The organism is Stenotrophomonas sp. YJH_SMC_123 (assembly GCF_059368215.1).
Genome location: NZ_JCAFRM010000003.1, coordinates 182423 through 198020 on the forward strand (window position 1 = coordinate 182423; position 15598 = coordinate 198020).

A 15598-nucleotide genomic window follows, 5' to 3' on the forward strand; every position below is an offset into this window, starting at 1 on the left:
ATAATGGTCGGAGACCCTTCCACCGAGCCTGCATGTCCGCCCGACAATCCCGCCTCAGCCGCCTGTGGGCCCACGAGAAGGCCAGTTACGGCCTGCGGGTGTTCATCGCCCTGACCGCGGCGCTGGCGGTGTGCTGGCAGCTGGATGCGCTGACCGCCTTGCCCGGCGTGTTCCTCGGCATCATCGCCAGTGCCATCGCCGAAACCGATGACAACTGGTGGGGCCGGACCAAGGCGGTGGCGCTGTCGCTGCTGTGCTTCTGCATTGCCGCAGCATCGGTCATCTGGCTGTTCCCGTGGCCGTGGATCTTCATCGGCGCGCTGGCGCTGTCCACCTTCGGCCTGACCCTGCTCGGCGCGCTCGGCGAGCGCTATGCGTCCATTGCCCAGGCCACGGTGACGCTGGCGATCTACACCATGATCGGCCTGGAACAGCACGGTGCCAGCGACCTGCACAGTGCGCTGGAAGCGGTCAGCCACCTGCTGGCCGGTGCGGTCTGGTACGGCCTGCTGTCGATCCTGTGGACCGCGCTGTTCGCCAACCGGCCGGTCCGCGAGCGGGTGGCGCGACTGTACGTTGAGCTGGGCCGCTACCTGCAGCTGAAGGCCGCGCTGTTCGAGCCGGTGCGCGAAGCCGACCTGCAACGTCGCCAGCTCGACCTGGCCGAACAGAACCGCCGCGTGGTCGGCGCGCTGAACGAGGCCAAGACCGCGATCCTGGCCCGCTTCGGCCGCTCCGGCCGACCCGGCGTGAACTCCGGCCTTTACCTGCGCCTGTACTACATGGCGCAGGATTTCCACGAGCGCGCCAGTTCCTCGCATTACCCGTACGGCGCGCTGGTGGACGCGTTCTTCCACAGCGACGTGCTGTACCGCTGCCAGCGCCTGCTTGACCTGCAGGGACAGGCCTGTGCCCGCCTGGGCGAGGCAATCCGGCTGCGCCGTCCGTTCGTGTACGGCGAAGGCAACCAGCAGGCCGGGCGCGACCTGGCCGATGCGCTGGCCTACCTGCGCGACCAGCAGCGGCCGCAATGGCAGCGCCTGCTGGGCTCGCTGGACCTGCTGGTGCACAACCTGCGCAGCATCGAACGGCGCCTGCTGGATGCCGAGCGCTCCGAAGCCAGCCTGGACAACGTCGATACCCGCCTGCGCGACAGCAACCCACACACCCTGCGCGAGATGGGCGTGCGCATCCGCCAGCAGCTTACGCCCGGCTCGGTGCTGTTCCGGCATGGGCTGCGCATGGCGCTGGCGCTGATTGCCGGCTTTGCAGCGATCCGCCTGTTCAATGCGCAGAACGGTTCGTGGGTACTGCTGACCATCGTGTTCGTGTGCCGGCCCAACTTCGGCGCCACCCGCCAACGCCTGGCCCAGCGCATCGTCGGCACCCTGGCCGGACTGGTGCTGACCTGGGCGCTGCTGCAGCTGTTCCCGCAGCTGCACGTGCAGCTGCTGATCGCCTTGCTCTCTGCACTTCTGTTCTTCTTCACCCGCACCGACCGCTACCTGGTGGCGTCGGCGGCGATCACGGTGATGGCGCTGACCTGCTTCAACCTGATCGGCGACGGCTTCGTGCTGATCGTGCCGCGCATGGTCGATACGGTGCTGGGTTGCACGATCGCAGCGGCGGCCGCGTTCCTGGTCCTGCCCGACTGGCAGGGCCGGCAGCTGCATCTCGTCCTGGCACGCGTGCTGGACACTGCGGCTCGCTACCTGGATTCGGTGCTGGGCCAGTACCGCAGCGGCATGCGCGACGACCTGGCCTACCGCATCGCGCGGCGCGACATGCACAACGCCGATGCCGCGCTGTCCACCGCACTGTCGAACATGCTGCGTGAGCCCGGCCATGTGCGCCGCAATCTGGATGCCGGCTTCCACTTCCTGGCGCTGTCCAACACACTGCTGGGACACCTGTCGGCGCTGGGCGCGCATCGCGACCAGGTGGACAGCTATGCGGGCGACCCGCTGGCATTGGCGGCCGGCGAGCGCGTGCGCAAGGCACTGCAGCAACTGGCCTCGGCGCTGACCGCACGGCAACCGGTCGCCGACGATGACAACGATGCCGACCGCGCGGTGGCCGCCGAGCTGGAGCAGATCGACGAGGCGATGCCGCCGAAACTGCAGCTGATCCGCACGCAGATGGCGCTGGTACTGCGGATGCTGCCGAAGGTGCGGGCAGCGGCCAATGAAGCGGTGACCAGCCTGACCTGACTCCTCATCGCTGATCGGAGATCCCACCCACGCGTGGCATGGGTCAATTGCGCCGTGTGCAACGGCGCGTTGCGCGTGGCGCTGCGGTTCGATCACGCGGCCGCGCGGATACTGGGCAATTCCCCCCGCTCCGGACTATCGCCATGAAAATCGAGCTCAGTGGCCGCACCGCGCTGGTCACCGCCTCCACCGCCGGCATCGGCCGGGCCATCGCCCAAGGACTGGCCAGCGCTGGTGCGCGTGTCATTCTCAATGGCCGCAGCACCGACAGCGTCGAGCGCGCCCGCCGGCACCTGCTCGCCACCGTGCCGGGAGCCGACGTGCTCGGCCTCGCCGCCGATCTCTCTGATGCAGCCGGTGTCGAAACACTGTTGGCCGGCCTGCCCAAGGTCGACATCCTGGTCAACAACGCCGGCATCTTCGGCCCACAGGACTTCTTCGAGACCGATGACGCGACCTGGGAGCGCTACTGGCAGACCAACGTGATGTCGGGCGTGCGCCTGTCGCGTGCGCTGCTACCGGCAATGGTCGATGCCGGCTGGGGCCGCGTGCTGTTCATTTCCTCCGAATCAGCGCGCAACATTCCCGCCGACATGATCCATTACGGGGTCAGCAAGACCGCGCAGCTGTCGTTGTCGCGCGGCCTGGCCAAGCGCGTGGCCGGCAGTGGCGTCACCGTCAACGCGGTGCTGCCCGGCCCGACCCTCTCCGACGGTTTTGCGGCGATGTTCGAGGATGAACGCCAGCGCAGCGGCAAGCCGCTGGAGCAGATCGGCCGTGAGTTCGTGATGGCGCACCGGCCGTCCTCGGTGATCCAGCGCACCGCCACGGTCGAGGAAGTGGCCAACATGGTGGTGTACCTGGCCTCGCCGCAGGCCTCGGCAACCTCGGGTGCGGCGCTGCGCGTGGATGGCGGCGTGGTCGACGATATCGTCTGAGAGTGCTGGCAGGTGTGCGGACCAACGGTCCGCACCCACAGGTCCGCATCCACAGCGGAGGGGAAGGAATGCTAGGCTGCGCCGGTCAAGGAGGTTCCATGTCCGGTCACAACCAGTTCGCCCTGCTGCGCCAGCGCCGTTTCCTGCCGTTCTTCGTGGTCCAGGCGCTCGGTGCGTTCAACGACAACGTGTACCGGCAGGCGATCATCAGCATGTTGCTGTTCATGGCTGTGCCGGAGGAAGAACTGGGGTTGTACGCCACCCTGGCACCGGCCATCTTCATCCTGCCATATTTCCTGTTCTCGGCGCTGGCCGGGCAGATCGCCGACAAACTGGAAAAATCGCGACTGATCGTGATCACCACCACCATGGAGATCGTGATCATGTCGCTGGCGGCCACCGGCTTCCTCACCCAGAGCCTGCCGGTGCTGCTGGTCGCGCTGTTCTGCACCGGCATGCAGTCCACCCTGTTCGGCCCGGTGAAGTACTCAGTGCTGCCGTCGGTGCTCAGGCCAGAAGAGCTGACCGGCGGCAACGGCCTGGTCGAGATGGGCACCTCGATGTCGATCCTCTCCGGCATGATCGTCGGCGGCCTGGTGTTCACCGTGGCTGGCAGTCACGGCACGGTGGTGGCCGCGTGCGCGATCATCGCCCTGGCGATCTGCGGCAACATCGCCGCCCGCCTGATTCCCAAGGTCGATGCCGGCGACCCGAACCTGAAGATCAACTGGAACCCGTTGCCGGAATCGCTGGCGGTGCTGCGCATGGCGCGCCAGCAGAAAGCCGTACGCAACTCGATCCTGGGCGTGTCCTGGTTCTGGTTCGTCGGCACCGTGCTGACCTCGCAGTTGCCGGCCTATGCGGTGACCAACCTGGGCGGCCAGCCGACCCTGTACATCTTCGCGCTGGCCCTGTTCTCGGTGGGCACCGGCGTCGGCTCGCTGCTGTGCGAGAAGCTGTCAGCACGTACGGTGGAAATCGGCCTGGTACCGCTGGGCGCGTTCGGCATGACCGCGTTCCTGCTCGACCTGTACTTCGCCCGCAGCGGCGAAGCGACAGTGCACGGGCTGACCATCGGGCCGTTCCTGCAGCAGCCCGGCAGCATCCGCATCGTCATCGACCTGATCGGCATCGGCCTGTTCACCGGCATCTTCGTGGTGCCGCTGTTCGCACTGATCCAGAGCCGCACGCCGAAGGCGCAGATGTCGCGCGTGTTCGCCGCACTGAACATCCAGAACTCGGGCTTCATCGTCGCTGCGGCGCTGCTGTCGCTGGCCGCCCACAAGCTGCTGCACTGGACCATTCCGCAGCAGTTCCTGGCGCTGGCCATCGCCAACGCGCTGGTGGCGATCTACATCTTCACCATCGTCCCCGAATTCCTGATGCGCTTCCTCAGCTGGCTGATGGTGCGCACCCTGTACCGGCTGCGCCCGCACGGCATCGAAGCCAACGTGCCGGACGAAGGCGCCGCACTGCTGGTCTGCAACCATGTCAGCTACATGGACGCGCTGATCCTGTCGGCGACGATTCCGCGTCCGGTGCGCTTCGTCATGTACTACAGGATCTTCAACATCCCGGTGATGCGCTGGATCTTCCGGACCGCCAAGGCGATCCCGATTGCCGGGGCGCGCGAAGACCCGGCGCTGATGCAGCGTGCGTTCGATGAGATCGACGCGGCGCTGGCCGAAGGCGAACTGGTCTGCATCTTCCCCGAGGGCGCGCTGACCCGCGACGGGCAGATGGCGCCGTTCAAGTCCGGCGTCGAGAAGATCCTCGAGCGGCGGCCGGTGCCGGTGGTGCCGATGGCGCTGCGCGGCATGTGGTCGAGCATGTGGAGCCGCCGCGACAGCCGCCTTGGCCGCATGCGGGTGCCGCGTCGTTTCCGCGCCACGGTCGAGGTGGTGGCGGCACCGGCCGTGGATGGCCGCACCACCAGCGCCCCGGTGCTGGAGGCCCAGGTGCGGGCCCTGCGTGGTGATCACGCCTGATCGACCGCACGGACACGGGTAGACCGTCCCAGCGACAAGCCCCCATCCTCGCCCTCCGATGCATCGCAGAGGTCCGTCAGATGCGTCAGATCAAGGGCCATACCGGCCAGTATCTGACTGTAACCGCATACATGCAGCGCGGGTTGAGGTAGATTACGCACCCACAGGGGGGAGGTTCGGCCGTTTCATCATGGCCGGCCACCAAGGAATGGAGTCTTGCTTTGAATCAACCGCCACCGCTCAGCCGTCCGGTCTACATCCCCAACCATCTGGTCTGGGCGATCCTGACGACGCTGTTCTGCTGCCTGCCGTTGGGCGTGGTGTCGATCGTCTATGCCTCCCAGGTCGATGGCCGCCGCGCCGCCGGCGACCTGCCGGGGGCCTACAGTGCGTCGCGCAAGGCGGGCTGGTGGGCGGTGGCTTCGGCCGTGGCCCTGCCGGTCCTGTTGCTGTTGTGGTTCGGGCTGTTCGGCGGCTTGGCCGTACTGGGCGCTCTTTCCGACCAATGATTCACCACCACCACCCATCAAGGAGCTTGAACCCATGAACACCGCCACTCCGCAGGTCCCGAACAATCTGGTCTGGGCCATCCTGAGCACCCTGTTCTGCTGCCTGCCGGCCGGCATCGTGTCGATCGTCTACGCCGCGCAGGTCAACGGCAAGCTGGCCGCTGGCGACATCGCCGGTGCCCAGGACTCCGCCGCCAAGGCCAAGAAGTGGGCGATCTGGTCGGCCATCGCCGCCGTCGTGGTCGGCGTGCTGTACGGCATCCTGATCGTCGCTGTCGGCGGCATGGGTGCAATGAACAACAGCGGCTACTGATCCGCGTGGACGGATCCGGCGCCTGCGCCGGATCCGTTGCTGCAATGTCCGCACTTCCCGCCCGCTCCCGATTCGCCCGCTGGGCACCGCTGCTGGCCGCCACCGGCCTGGCCGCCGGTGCCGCGGTGGTGCTGCGCAACGTCAATCCGTATGTCGCCGGCAATCCTTTGCCGAGCTGCCCGCTGTACGCGCTGACAGGCCTGTACTGCCCGGGCTGTGGCAGCACCCGCTGCCTGTATTCACTGGTCCATTTCGACCTGCCCGGCGCGATGGCGATGAACCCGCTGCTGGTCATCGGCCTGCCGTTCCTGCTGCTGATGCTGCTGAACGTCGCCGGCATCCGTCCGCGCGTGCTCGACCCGCTGATGCGGGTACTGGCCAATCCCACGTTCTGGCTCTGGGTGCTGCCCGGGTATGCGCTGCTGCGCAACCTGCCTTGGGCACCGTTCACCGCACTGGCACCGATCTAGGTTTTCCAGCCAACGGCGCAGCCCCTCGTGGTGGGCGGCGTTTGAAGGCAGAAGCCTTGGGGTTGGCCGGGCGGGATGGGTTTGCGGGGAACGCCGTGAATCCGTCCGTGGAGGCTTGGCCGCGGCATCCATGCCGCGGACACCCCCGCAAACCCATCCCGCCCGACCACGGACAGTTTCCGTGTGCGTCCACCACGGAAAAGAAAGAGAAGATCAAAAGCGGAAGCGGATCGCTTCGCTGCGCTCGCTCGGAGCCGAGCATGGCTCGGCTCTACAGAACGTCAGTGCGCGGAAAACTGTCGAAGGCGGGGTGGGTCGGATGGCGGGGGTGTGAGCCGCATGGATGCGGCGACCAAGCCTCCATGGACGGATTCACGGCGTCCCCCGCCATCCGACCCACCCCGCCGACCCGCTGCAATCCTGCCGTTGCAGTTGCTGTCGACTCTGCAGGTGCAGGGCTGCAAGCCCTGCAAAGCAACTACGTCACCCAGCCTGCAATCACCAGCAGGGCGAGGACCGCCAGCCACAGCAGCAGCATCCGCCACACCAGGCTCATCGCATCACGCAGGTCCGGCAACCGCTGCCACACCGGCAGCAACCCTGCCTCGGTGTAATCGTGCGCATCCTCACGCAGCTCGGCGTTGACGCTGGCCCGCGCCACCGCGCCAAGGAACCCGATGTTGCCGGCCAGGCGTTCGCCATGGGCCTGGCGCCAGGCCTTCCACGCCGTATCGAAATTGCCCACCAGCGCCATCGAGAAGGCCATCAGCTGCGCCACCGGCCACTCGATCCAGCCCAGCAGGCGCTGCGCCAGCGCCAGCGGCTCCACCGGCACGCGTGCGCGCATCGGGCTCTCCGCCATCAGCGCCAGCAGCCGGTAACCGAGCGCGCCAGCCGGGCCCAGCAACAGGAACCAGAACAGCACCGCGAACCAGCGCCGCAGTGCGTTGAGCACCGTCGCCTCGACCAGTGACGGAATGTCCTCGCGCAGGCTGCCGCCGGCCGACTGCAGGTTGCGCACTGCAGCCTGCCGCGTCGCCGCATCATCGGCATCGATAATGGCCTCGATATCGCGGTCCAGGTCACGCGGGCCCCAGCACCAGGCCAGCACCGCCACGCCCAGCAGCAGCGACGGCAGGCCGAACAGCACCCCGCGCAACAGCCACGCCAGCAGCACCATCAGCAACAGCGGCGGCAGCAGTGCCAAGGCAACGCCGGCCGGTCCCTGCCAGGCCTTGCCACCACGCGCATCCAGCCAGCCCAGCCAACGCCGGAAACCGTCGAAACGGCGCAGCGAGGCAGCAGCGGCCGGAGCAACATGGCCCAGGGCCAGTGCCACCAGCACGGCGGCCAGAGTGGTGAACATGGCAGGTCTCCCTACGAAACAAAACGCTCGGCGCCGCTACCTTACCTGTCGCAGCGGCGCCCTCCGCGATGACCCGCACTGTAACCCGGGCCGTGTTCAGGTGGCGGCAATGCAATCGCCCCAGCCGGCCCGGCTCAGCCCTTCTGCTGCCGGTACCAATGCTCGATCAGGCCGCGCGAAATCGAGATCGGCGGCGACAGGCGGATACCCTGGCCATCGTCCTCCACGTCGCGCGCCAGTGCCGCGCCGACCTCGTCGGCACTGAACCAGCGCGCGTCTTCCAGCTCACCGTCCACGGTCGGCAGGTCATCCTGCGCCTGTGCGCGGAAGCCAACCATCAGCGCACCTGGGAATGGCCAGGGCTGCGAACCGAGGTACTGGCAGGCCGTCACCCGCACCTTGCTCTCTTCATGGACTTCGCGCACCACGGTCTGCTCGAAGGTCTCGCCGGGTTCGACGAAGCCGGCCAGCACCGAGTAGCGACGCGGGGCCCAGTTCGACTGCCGGCCCAGCAGCAGCCGGCCCTGGTTTTCCACGGCGACGATCACCGCCGGGTCGACACGCGGGTAGTGTTCGGTGGAACACTGCCCGCAGCGGCCGACGAAGCCACCACGGGCAAACGCCACGGCGCCGCCGCACACGCCGCAGAAGCGGGTGCGCGAGTGCCAGTACGACATGCCGCGGGCATAGCTGAAGGCGGTCGCATCGGCCATCGACCACAGCAGCGCGGCCTGGCGCAGATCAAGCCGGCGTGGTGCGCTGATGGTGACGTTGGTGGCTTCAACCGAGAACCACGCCTGCTCTCCGCGCAGGCCGAGGAAGATCGCGGCACCCGGGCCGCCGCCGATGTCGGCGCCGGTCAGCGCCAGTGGCTGATCGTCATCGCCGGTGAAGGCGCTGCCGTCCTGATCGAGCACGAGAATGCGCGCGCCCGGCCACAGGCGCGCCAGTGCATCGGCATCTTCGCGCAGGGCATCGGCGCGCTCCAGCGGTTCACCCACGAAGGCGAAACCGGAAAGCGGCGAAGGAGTATTGGGCATCCTGCAAGCGTGCCGCCAATCGATGCGGGTGGCAAGGTCGGCGCTGTGCGCAATCTGCCGTTGTGGATGCAGGAAGGATCATCCACGCATGGCGTGGATCTACCCGCTCTGGCAGGTGCCAACCCTGGTTGGCACATTCCGGCCACAGGCCTTTTACATGCTGAAGCTGCTGCCGCAGCCGCAGGTGGTCTTTGCGTTCGGGTTGCGGATCACGAACTGGGCACCGGTCAGGCTCTCGGTGTAGTCCACCTCGGCGCCCATCAGGTACTGCAGGCTCAGCGGGTCGACCAGCAGGGTCACCCCGCTGGTCTGTACCGCCAGGTCATCCTCGGCACGGTTCTCGTCGAACTCGAACCCATACTGGAAGCCCGAACAGCCGCCGCCCTCGATGTACACACGCAGGGCCAGGTCGGGGTTGCCCTCTTCCTGGATCAGGGATTTGACCTTGGCGGCCGCCGACTCGGTGAAGTTCAGCGGGCGCTCCAGCGATTGGTAATCGGGCGCGGCAACCGGGGTGGCGCCGGGCAGGGAGACTAGCGTGCTCATGGTGCCAGCATGGGGGTGCCGGGGATGGCTTTCAAGCCATCGCCTCGGCCAGCTTGCGGCGTGCGGCGGTGTCGCCCTTGCCGCCATTGGCCTCATCGCCTTCCGGCGCCGGCAGGGCCGCCATCGGGGCGCTGGCATGGATCAGGCGGCCGTTCAGCTGGGCGCCCGCATTCATCTCCACCACCTGGTAATGGACGTTGCCATTGACCCGTGCGCTGGGGGTCAGCTCGACCTTCTCGGTGGCGTGTACATCGCCGTCCAGACGGCCGCTGATGACCACCACCTGGGCCCGGATCTCACCCTCGATCACGCCATGCTCGGCGACCGTCAGGGTCGCGCCGCTGGCGCCTTCGGTGGCGATCACCTTGCCGTGGATGCGACCTTCCACATACAGGCCACCACTGAATTCCACATCACCGCGGATCACCACCTGGTTGCCGATCAGGGCATCCACCACCAGCTGGCCTTCACGGTTGGATTTGCTGCTTCCGAACATCTGCCTACTCCCCTTTGCTGGCCGGCGCGCCGGCCTGTTTCCAGTCGAATACCTGGGTGGTACCCCCCGTACCACTCCCCAATGTCACCCGCACGCGTTGCGGGGTGAAGTCAGCCGGCAGCATCACGCTGCCGGTGAGCTGCTGGAAGTACCGGAACGAGTAATCCTGTCCCGGCACCTTGCTGCGCTGGTGCAGATCATCCCAGCTGATCGTGGCCAGCTTGCCGTTCTTCACGCCTTCCACGGTGAAGCGCATCTGCCCCTGGCTGATGGCGCCGCGGTTGAGGTTCTGGGTCAGCACGGCGGTGTACTGCCAGGTGCCGGCCGCTTCCGGGCTGAACTCGATCGAGTGGGTGTTCAGGCCCTTGCGCTGGCTGGTCGAACCCACCAGGCGCTCATAGAAGGCAACGTCGGCGCGCAGGCCGGCGATTTCCTCATCGCGCTCGGCCAGCGAGGACTGCACCTCGGTATTGGCGGCGCGGCTGATGCGGTCGGAGGCTTCCAGCGTGGCCTGCTTCTGGCGCAGCTCGGTCAGCTGCGCCTGCAGCGTCTCGGCGCGCTTCTCGGCAGCCTGCAGGCGCTGGCCCTGGGCATCGCGTGGCGTGGCCATCCAGCAGCCACCCAGCACCGCCAGCACCAGGCTGAGCAGCCAGATGCCGCCGATCACCAGCAGGCGGCGACGGTCGGCCGGCGGTTGCGGCGCGCCGGGCAGGCGTACCTGCACGCGCATGGGAGGACGGTTGGTCATGGGTGGTTTCCGGGGTATCGCGAGGGCGACACCGGTACGGCCCCTGTGGCAAACGACGGGCTAGTGTATGACAGGACGGGTGGGTTTCCTGCGCCGTGGCCGGCCACGGTCTGTGGCGTTCAGGCATGCCATCGTCGATAGTGTGGTCCCCTGCACAGTTCCGTCGCCGGAGCATCGCCATGACCGAAGCCCACTTGTTCGTGATCGGCATCCTGCTGGCCTGGCTGGCCGGCATCCGCGTCTACCTCACCGTGTTCGGCGTCGGCCTTGCCGGCCTGCTCGGCTGGGTCGACCTGCCGCCCGCTCTGCAGGCCACCGAATCCTGGTGGGTGCTGGGCACGTCGGCGGCGCTGGCCATCGCCGAGTTCTTCGCCGACAAGATTCCCGGCGTGGACTCGGTCTGGGACCTGGTGCAGACGCTCGCACGCGTGCCGGCCGGCGCGTTCCTCGCAGCGGCTACCCTGTCGCCGGACGGTCAGCTCGGCGCCGGCGCACTCGCCGCCGGTGCCGGCGTCGCCCTCGCCAGCCACGGCCTGAAGGCCGGTACCCGCGCGCTGCTCAATACCTCGCCGGAACCGGCCAGCAACTGGGTCGCCTCCGCCGCTGAGGACACCGTGGTAGTCGGTGGCCTGGCGCTGGCCCTGGCACACCCGTGGATCGCGCTGGTGGTGGTGCTGGCCTGCAGCCTGGCCGGCGCGCTGCTGGTGTGGCTGGTCTGGCGCGCGCTGTGGAAGGGCGTGCGCTGGCTGGCGCGCGGTGCATCGGCAGCACCGCCGGGGCACAGCAGTACCGGTTGAGCACCGGGCTTGTCGCATAATGGACGCGAACACCAGGAGCACCGATGGCCGCAAACGAATCCCCCGCGGGCGCCCGCCCGGGACGCGCTGAAACCCCTCCGGCCGATCATTGGCAGCGCTGGGCGCCCGAGGCGGCAGGCCCCGCTGTGGCCGCACCGACGGCTGCGACCCCGCCGCCCATCGCGACCGATGCCCCGGCGCCGGTCAACAGCGCACCGCCGCCGCTGCCCGGCCCGATCGCACTGGCCGAAGCCGGCAACAACGATCTGGCCCCGCCGCCCTCGGACTCGCCCTACCGCGTGCTGATCGTTGAAGACGATCGCGCCCAGGCGCTGTTCGCGCAGAGCGTGCTGCACGGCGCCGGCATGCAGGCGATCGTGCACAGCGATGCCGATGCCGCGCTGCAGGCGATCAAGGAGCACCGCCCCGACCTGATCCTGATGGATCTGCACCTGCCCGGGCTGGACGGCATGCGCCTGACCGCGCTGATCCGCCAGCAGCCCGGCCTGCAGCTGCTGCCGATCGTGTTCCTCAGCGGCGATCCGGATCCAGAGCGCCAGTTCGAAGTGCTCGACAGCGGCGCCGACGACTACCTGAGCAAGCCGATCCGGCCGCGCCACCTGATCGCAGCGGTGGCCAACCGCATCCGCCGCGCACGTGCCCAAGCCGCGACCCTGCCGGGCGCCACCGGCGCACCGGCCACCAGCAATCCGGAAACCGGCCTGCCGACGCGCCACCATGTGCTGCAGCAGCTCAACACCGCACTCGCCCACCGCGACCGGGGCGGCGTGTTCTTCATCGAAGTGGCCAGTGCGCTGGGCCTGCGCGAACGCTATGGCTATGCCGCGTTTGAACGGCTGATGGTGCAGGCCGGGCAGCGCCTGGCCGAAGCCGGCCATCCGCACCTGCTGGCGCGGCTGAACGACAACAGCTTCCTGCTACTGGCCCGCAACGCCGACGAGGACGCCCTCGAAGGCATCGCCGCGAGCCTGCGCGAGCAGCTGTCGGCCCGCGCCTTCGTGATCCGCGACGACGAATCCGTGCATCTGCGCGGCGTGGTCGGCTATGCGCCGCTGTCGCCGGGCTTCGAGGATGCCAGCAGTGCGCTGGAAGCGGTTGAGCGCACAACCCTGCAGGCGCGCCTGCTCAGCGCCGGCGTGGCGGGCCATGTGCATCGCCAGGCGGTCACCGAACAGGAACACCTGGCGCTGCTGGAGGGCCAGCTGGAACTGGCCTACCAGCCGATCGTCGCCGTGGCAGGCGGCAACACCGCGCAATACCAGTTGCTGCTGCGCCTGCGCCAGGCCGATGGCACGGTGCTGGCGGCCGGCCAGGTGATCCCCGCCGCGGAAGCCGCCGGGCGCATCGCCGACCTCGACCAGCAGGTGATGGACCACGCACTGGGCCTGCTGGATCTGTACCGGCACGCAACGCAGCCGCTGAGCCTGTTCGTCTCGCAGTCGCTGCGCACCCTGCAGCGCGATGCCTTCGCCGACTGGCTGCTGGAATCACTGCAGCAGCGTGACCTGCCTGGCAGTGCGCTGGTGATCGACGTGCGCCTGCCCGACGCACTGATCCACACCGTGCCGCTGCAGCAGTTCTGCCAGCGCATGGCCAGCGCAGGGGTGCGCTTCTGCCTGAGCCAGTTCGAACCCAGCGGCGAGGCCGATGCACTGCTGACCCAGCTGCCGCTGTCGTTCGTGCGCATGGCTGCGCGCTTCTCCAGCAGCCACTCCAATCCGGCCACGCGCGAGGAACTGCGCAAGACGATCGAACAGGCCCATGCCGCCGGACTGCAGATCATCGGCCAGCAGATCGAGGATCCGCAGGCTGCAGCGGCGATGTGGGTAGGCGGCGTCGACTACATCCAGGGCAACATGGTGCAGTCGGCCGGCAGCGACCTGAACTTCGACTTCCACAACGCGGTGCTCTGACGTGCCGCTGTGGGGCGTGCTGCTGGTTGCCCTTGCTGCGGCCGCCATCGCGCTGCTGCTGTTGGGCCTGCGCCTGCGCGCGCGCAACCATGCGCTGGCCCAGCTGCAGCGCACGCACAGTGCGCTGGCCGCCGAACGCGACCAGCTTCGCCATACCACCGAACGCCAGGGCCAGCTGGAACAACAGCTGCTGCAGGCCAAGCAGGCCGCCGAGGCGGCCGTGCTGGCCAAGGGCGAGTTCCTGGCCACGATGAGCCACGAGATCCGCACCCCGCTCAACGGCATCCTGCCGATGCTGGAGCTGATCGCACGCGGGCCGCTGGGCGAAGACCAGCGGCAGATGCTGGCCACCGCCTCGGCCAGTTCGCAACAGCTGCTGCGCATCGTCGACGACATCCTCGACTACTCCCGGCTGGAAGCGCAGGCGCTGGAACTGGAGATCACCAGCTTCAACCTGCGCGACCTGCTCGATGGCGTGGTACAGCTGATGCAGCGGGCCGCCGACGCCAAGGGCCTGGCCCTGGGCCTGCAACTGGATCCATCGGTGCGCCTGCCGGTGCGCGGCGACCCGGTGCGCCTGCGCCAGGTGCTGAGCAACCTGCTGGCCAACGCCATCAAGTTCACCGCCCGCGGCCAAGTGCAGCTGCGCGTGCTGCGTCTGGGTGAAAGTGCCGCGCAGCACCAGCTGCGCTTCGAGATCATCGATACCGGCATCGGCATCGACGACGCGCTGCAGGCACGCCTGTTCCAGTCCTTCAGCCAGGCCGACGCATCCACCACCCGCATCTATGGCGGCACCGGCCTGGGCCTGGCCATCTGCAAGCGCATCATCGACCTGATGCACGGGCACATCGGCGTGCACTCCACGCCGGGCCAGGGCGCAACCTTCTGGTTCGAGATCCCGCTGCTGAAGGTCGCTGGCGACCTGCCGGCGATGGCGCGCGCACCGGCACCGCTGCTGCTGTTCAGTGCCGATGCAACGCTGCAGGCACGTATCGAGCGCATCGCCGCCCACCATGGGCTGCAGGTGCAGGTGCTGGCACAGCTGGATGCCGTGGTCGAGCGCCTGCGCGCTCCCGCGCGGCCCGGACAACCGGCACCGGCATGGCTGCTGGTCGATGCCCGCGCACGCCGCAACGGTGAGGCCACGCTGCAGCTGGCGCTGAGTGAACGTGGTGACGACGATGTGCTGCAGGTGCTGTGGCTGCAGGAGGGCGCACTTCCACAACGCCAGCGCCAGCGCCAGCTGCCCCCGCACTTCGACGATGCGGCCCTGCATGCACTGCTGGCTGCACCGGTCGCCCCCGCCCGCCCCGCTGCGCTGCTGGCCAGCGCGGACAACGAGCACCCGGCTGCCACGCTGCCGCCGTTGCATCTGCGTGTGCTGCTGGTGGAGGACAATACGGTCAACCGGATGGTCGCCGAACAACTGCTGCGCGTGTTCCAGTGCGAAGTACGCAACGCCGCCGATGGCGAGCAGGCGCTGGCCGCCCTCCGCGAAGGCGGCGTGGACATCGTGTTGATGGATTGCCAGATGCCGGTGCTGGACGGCTACGCCGCCACGCGCCGCTGGCGCGCCGAAGAAGTGGAGACCGGGCGCGCCCGCCTGCCGATCATCGCCATGACCGCCAACGCCATGGCCGGTGACCGCGAGCGCTGCCTGCAGGCGGGCATGGACGATTACCTGTCCAAGCCGATCGCGCGCGCCACGCTGCATGCGCTGCTGCTGCGTTGGGGTGGCGGCAGAGCTGCATCACCTGGACGACTTTCTGTGGAGCCGTCTGTAGAGCCGAGCCATGCTCGGCTGACGGCCAGTTGCACTCCCACTCCATCAGCCGAGCATGGCTCGGCTCTACAGGAGACGACAAGCCAAGCCGCGCCGAAACCGGTGATCGACCGCGACGTGCTGGATGAACTGCACACCGTGATCGGCGACGCTGCCACCCAGATCGTCATGGTCTTTCTTGAAGATGCGCCGGTGATGGTGCAGCAGTTGCAGCTGGCCGCGCAGAACGGCGATGAGCTGCGCTTGCAGGCCACAGCGCACAGCCTGAAGTCATCGAGTGCAAACGTCGGCGCATTGTCGCTGTCGGCGATCGCACAGCGGATCGAGCACGAAGCCCGTAGTGGCAGCCTGCAGCGCCCCGCGGTGGCGGTGGCGCTGCTGGTTGCGGAATTCGCCCGGGCGCGCGTTGCACTGACGGGCTACCTGGCACAGCACCGCGCCGGCCAGGGCGGCTGAC

The 15598-nt window shown here is 68.2% G+C and carries 14 protein-coding genes; 9 read left to right on the forward strand and 5 right to left on the reverse strand.

Annotation, left to right across the window (positions count from 1 at the left end; all coding sequences use genetic code 11):
• The first annotated feature begins 32 nt into the window (after positions 1–32).
• From yccS to AC5P5W_RS08975, 6 genes are all read left to right on the forward strand, one after another.
• Positions 33–2210 carry a YccS family putative transporter gene (gene yccS / locus AC5P5W_RS08950; RefSeq protein ID WP_197574763.1) on the forward strand — a complete coding sequence of 726 codons (2178 nt, stop codon included), beginning with the start codon at positions 33–35 and terminating at the stop codon, positions 2208–2210.
• Between the two features lie 143 nt (positions 2211–2353).
• Positions 2354–3148, forward strand: a complete 795-nt coding sequence (locus tag AC5P5W_RS08955; RefSeq protein ID WP_049440057.1) for an SDR family NAD(P)-dependent oxidoreductase — start codon at positions 2354–2356, stop codon at positions 3146–3148.
• A 98-nt stretch (positions 3149–3246) separates the two neighbouring features.
• Positions 3247–5136 carry an MFS transporter gene (locus tag AC5P5W_RS08960; protein WP_014648652.1) on the forward strand — a complete coding sequence of 630 codons (1890 nt, stop codon included), beginning with the start codon at positions 3247–3249 and terminating at the stop codon, positions 5134–5136.
• A gap of 221 nt (positions 5137–5357) precedes the next feature.
• Positions 5358–5645, forward strand: coding sequence for a CD225/dispanin family protein (locus AC5P5W_RS08965; protein ID WP_005419784.1), 288 nt, complete (start codon positions 5358–5360; stop codon positions 5643–5645).
• A 34-nt stretch (positions 5646–5679) separates the two neighbouring features.
• Positions 5680–5958, forward strand: a complete 279-nt coding sequence (locus tag AC5P5W_RS08970) for a CD225/dispanin family protein (RefSeq protein WP_014648653.1) — start codon at positions 5680–5682, stop codon at positions 5956–5958.
• Between the two features lie 44 nt (positions 5959–6002).
• Positions 6003–6428, forward strand: coding sequence for a DUF2752 domain-containing protein (locus AC5P5W_RS08975; protein ID WP_197574765.1), 426 nt, complete (start codon positions 6003–6005; stop codon positions 6426–6428).
• Positions 6429–6906: 478 nt separating this feature from the next.
• Here AC5P5W_RS08975 and ampE read toward each other — a convergent pair whose 3' ends face one another.
• The 5 genes from ampE to AC5P5W_RS09000 all read right to left on the reverse strand — a co-directional run bounded on the left by ampE (position 6907) and on the right by AC5P5W_RS09000 (position 10624).
• Entirely contained in the window at positions 6907–7794 is an 888-nt protein-coding gene (gene ampE, locus AC5P5W_RS08980; RefSeq protein WP_014648654.1) for a regulatory signaling modulator protein AmpE, read from the reverse strand.
• A gap of 134 nt (positions 7795–7928) precedes the next feature.
• Complete coding sequence (gene nudC / locus AC5P5W_RS08985; RefSeq protein WP_014648655.1) at positions 7929–8834, reverse strand: NAD(+) diphosphatase; 906 nt, start codon at positions 8832–8834, stop codon at positions 7929–7931.
• Positions 8835–8987: 153 nt separating this feature from the next.
• Positions 8988–9380 carry an iron-sulfur cluster insertion protein ErpA gene (gene erpA / locus AC5P5W_RS08990; protein WP_005419789.1) on the reverse strand — a complete coding sequence of 131 codons (393 nt, stop codon included), beginning with the start codon at positions 9378–9380 and terminating at the stop codon, positions 8988–8990.
• 31 nt (positions 9381–9411) lie between these two features.
• Positions 9412–9876, reverse strand: a complete 465-nt coding sequence (locus AC5P5W_RS08995) for a bactofilin family protein (RefSeq protein WP_032956754.1) — start codon at positions 9874–9876, stop codon at positions 9412–9414.
• A gap of 4 nt (positions 9877–9880) precedes the next feature.
• Positions 9881–10624, reverse strand: coding sequence for a DUF6776 family protein (locus tag AC5P5W_RS09000; protein ID WP_005411304.1), 744 nt, complete (start codon positions 10622–10624; stop codon positions 9881–9883).
• 179 nt (positions 10625–10803) lie between these two features.
• Between AC5P5W_RS09000 and AC5P5W_RS09005 the strand changes: the two genes are divergently transcribed.
• Genes AC5P5W_RS09005 through AC5P5W_RS09015 form a run of 3 tightly spaced genes read left to right on the forward strand, consistent with a single transcriptional unit; the run spans position 10804 to position 15597 of the window.
• A complete protein-coding gene (locus tag AC5P5W_RS09005; RefSeq protein ID WP_014648657.1) occupies positions 10804–11421 on the forward strand; it encodes a DUF4126 domain-containing protein in 618 nt (205 codons plus the stop codon).
• 44 nt (positions 11422–11465) lie between these two features.
• Entirely contained in the window at positions 11466–13355 is a 1890-nt protein-coding gene (locus tag AC5P5W_RS09010) for an EAL domain-containing protein (RefSeq protein WP_046432861.1), read from the forward strand.
• 1 nt (position 13356) lies between these two features.
• On the forward strand, positions 13357–15597 hold the full coding sequence (locus AC5P5W_RS09015; RefSeq protein WP_197574767.1) for an ATP-binding protein: 2241 nt from the start codon (positions 13357–13359) through the stop codon (positions 15595–15597).
• Position 15598: the final 1 nt, after the last annotated feature.

Coding starts and splice junctions, on each gene's coding strand:
- AC5P5W_RS08995 (WP_032956754.1), bottom strand. CDS start 9,876: ATGTTCGGAAGCAGCAAATCCAACCGTGAAGGCCAGCTGGTGGTGGAT.
- AC5P5W_RS08970 (WP_014648653.1), top strand. CDS start 5,680: ATGAACACCGCCACTCCGCAGGTCCCGAACAATCTGGTCTGGGCCATC.
- AC5P5W_RS08975 (WP_197574765.1), top strand. CDS start 6,003: ATGTCCGCACTTCCCGCCCGCTCCCGATTCGCCCGCTGGGCACCGCTG.
- erpA (WP_005419789.1), bottom strand. CDS start 9,380: ATGAGCACGCTAGTCTCCCTGCCCGGCGCCACCCCGGTTGCCGCGCCC.
- yccS (WP_197574763.1), top strand. CDS start 33: ATGTCCGCCCGACAATCCCGCCTCAGCCGCCTGTGGGCCCACGAGAAG.
- AC5P5W_RS08960 (WP_014648652.1), top strand. CDS start 3,247: ATGTCCGGTCACAACCAGTTCGCCCTGCTGCGCCAGCGCCGTTTCCTG.
- ampE (WP_014648654.1), bottom strand. CDS start 7,794: ATGTTCACCACTCTGGCCGCCGTGCTGGTGGCACTGGCCCTGGGCCAT.
- AC5P5W_RS09000 (WP_005411304.1), bottom strand. CDS start 10,624: ATGACCAACCGTCCTCCCATGCGCGTGCAGGTACGCCTGCCCGGCGCG.
- AC5P5W_RS08955 (WP_049440057.1), top strand. CDS start 2,354: ATGAAAATCGAGCTCAGTGGCCGCACCGCGCTGGTCACCGCCTCCACC.
- AC5P5W_RS09005 (WP_014648657.1), top strand. CDS start 10,804: ATGACCGAAGCCCACTTGTTCGTGATCGGCATCCTGCTGGCCTGGCTG.
- AC5P5W_RS09010 (WP_046432861.1), top strand. CDS start 11,466: ATGGCCGCAAACGAATCCCCCGCGGGCGCCCGCCCGGGACGCGCTGAA.
- nudC (WP_014648655.1), bottom strand. CDS start 8,834: ATGCCCAATACTCCTTCGCCGCTTTCCGGTTTCGCCTTCGTGGGTGAA.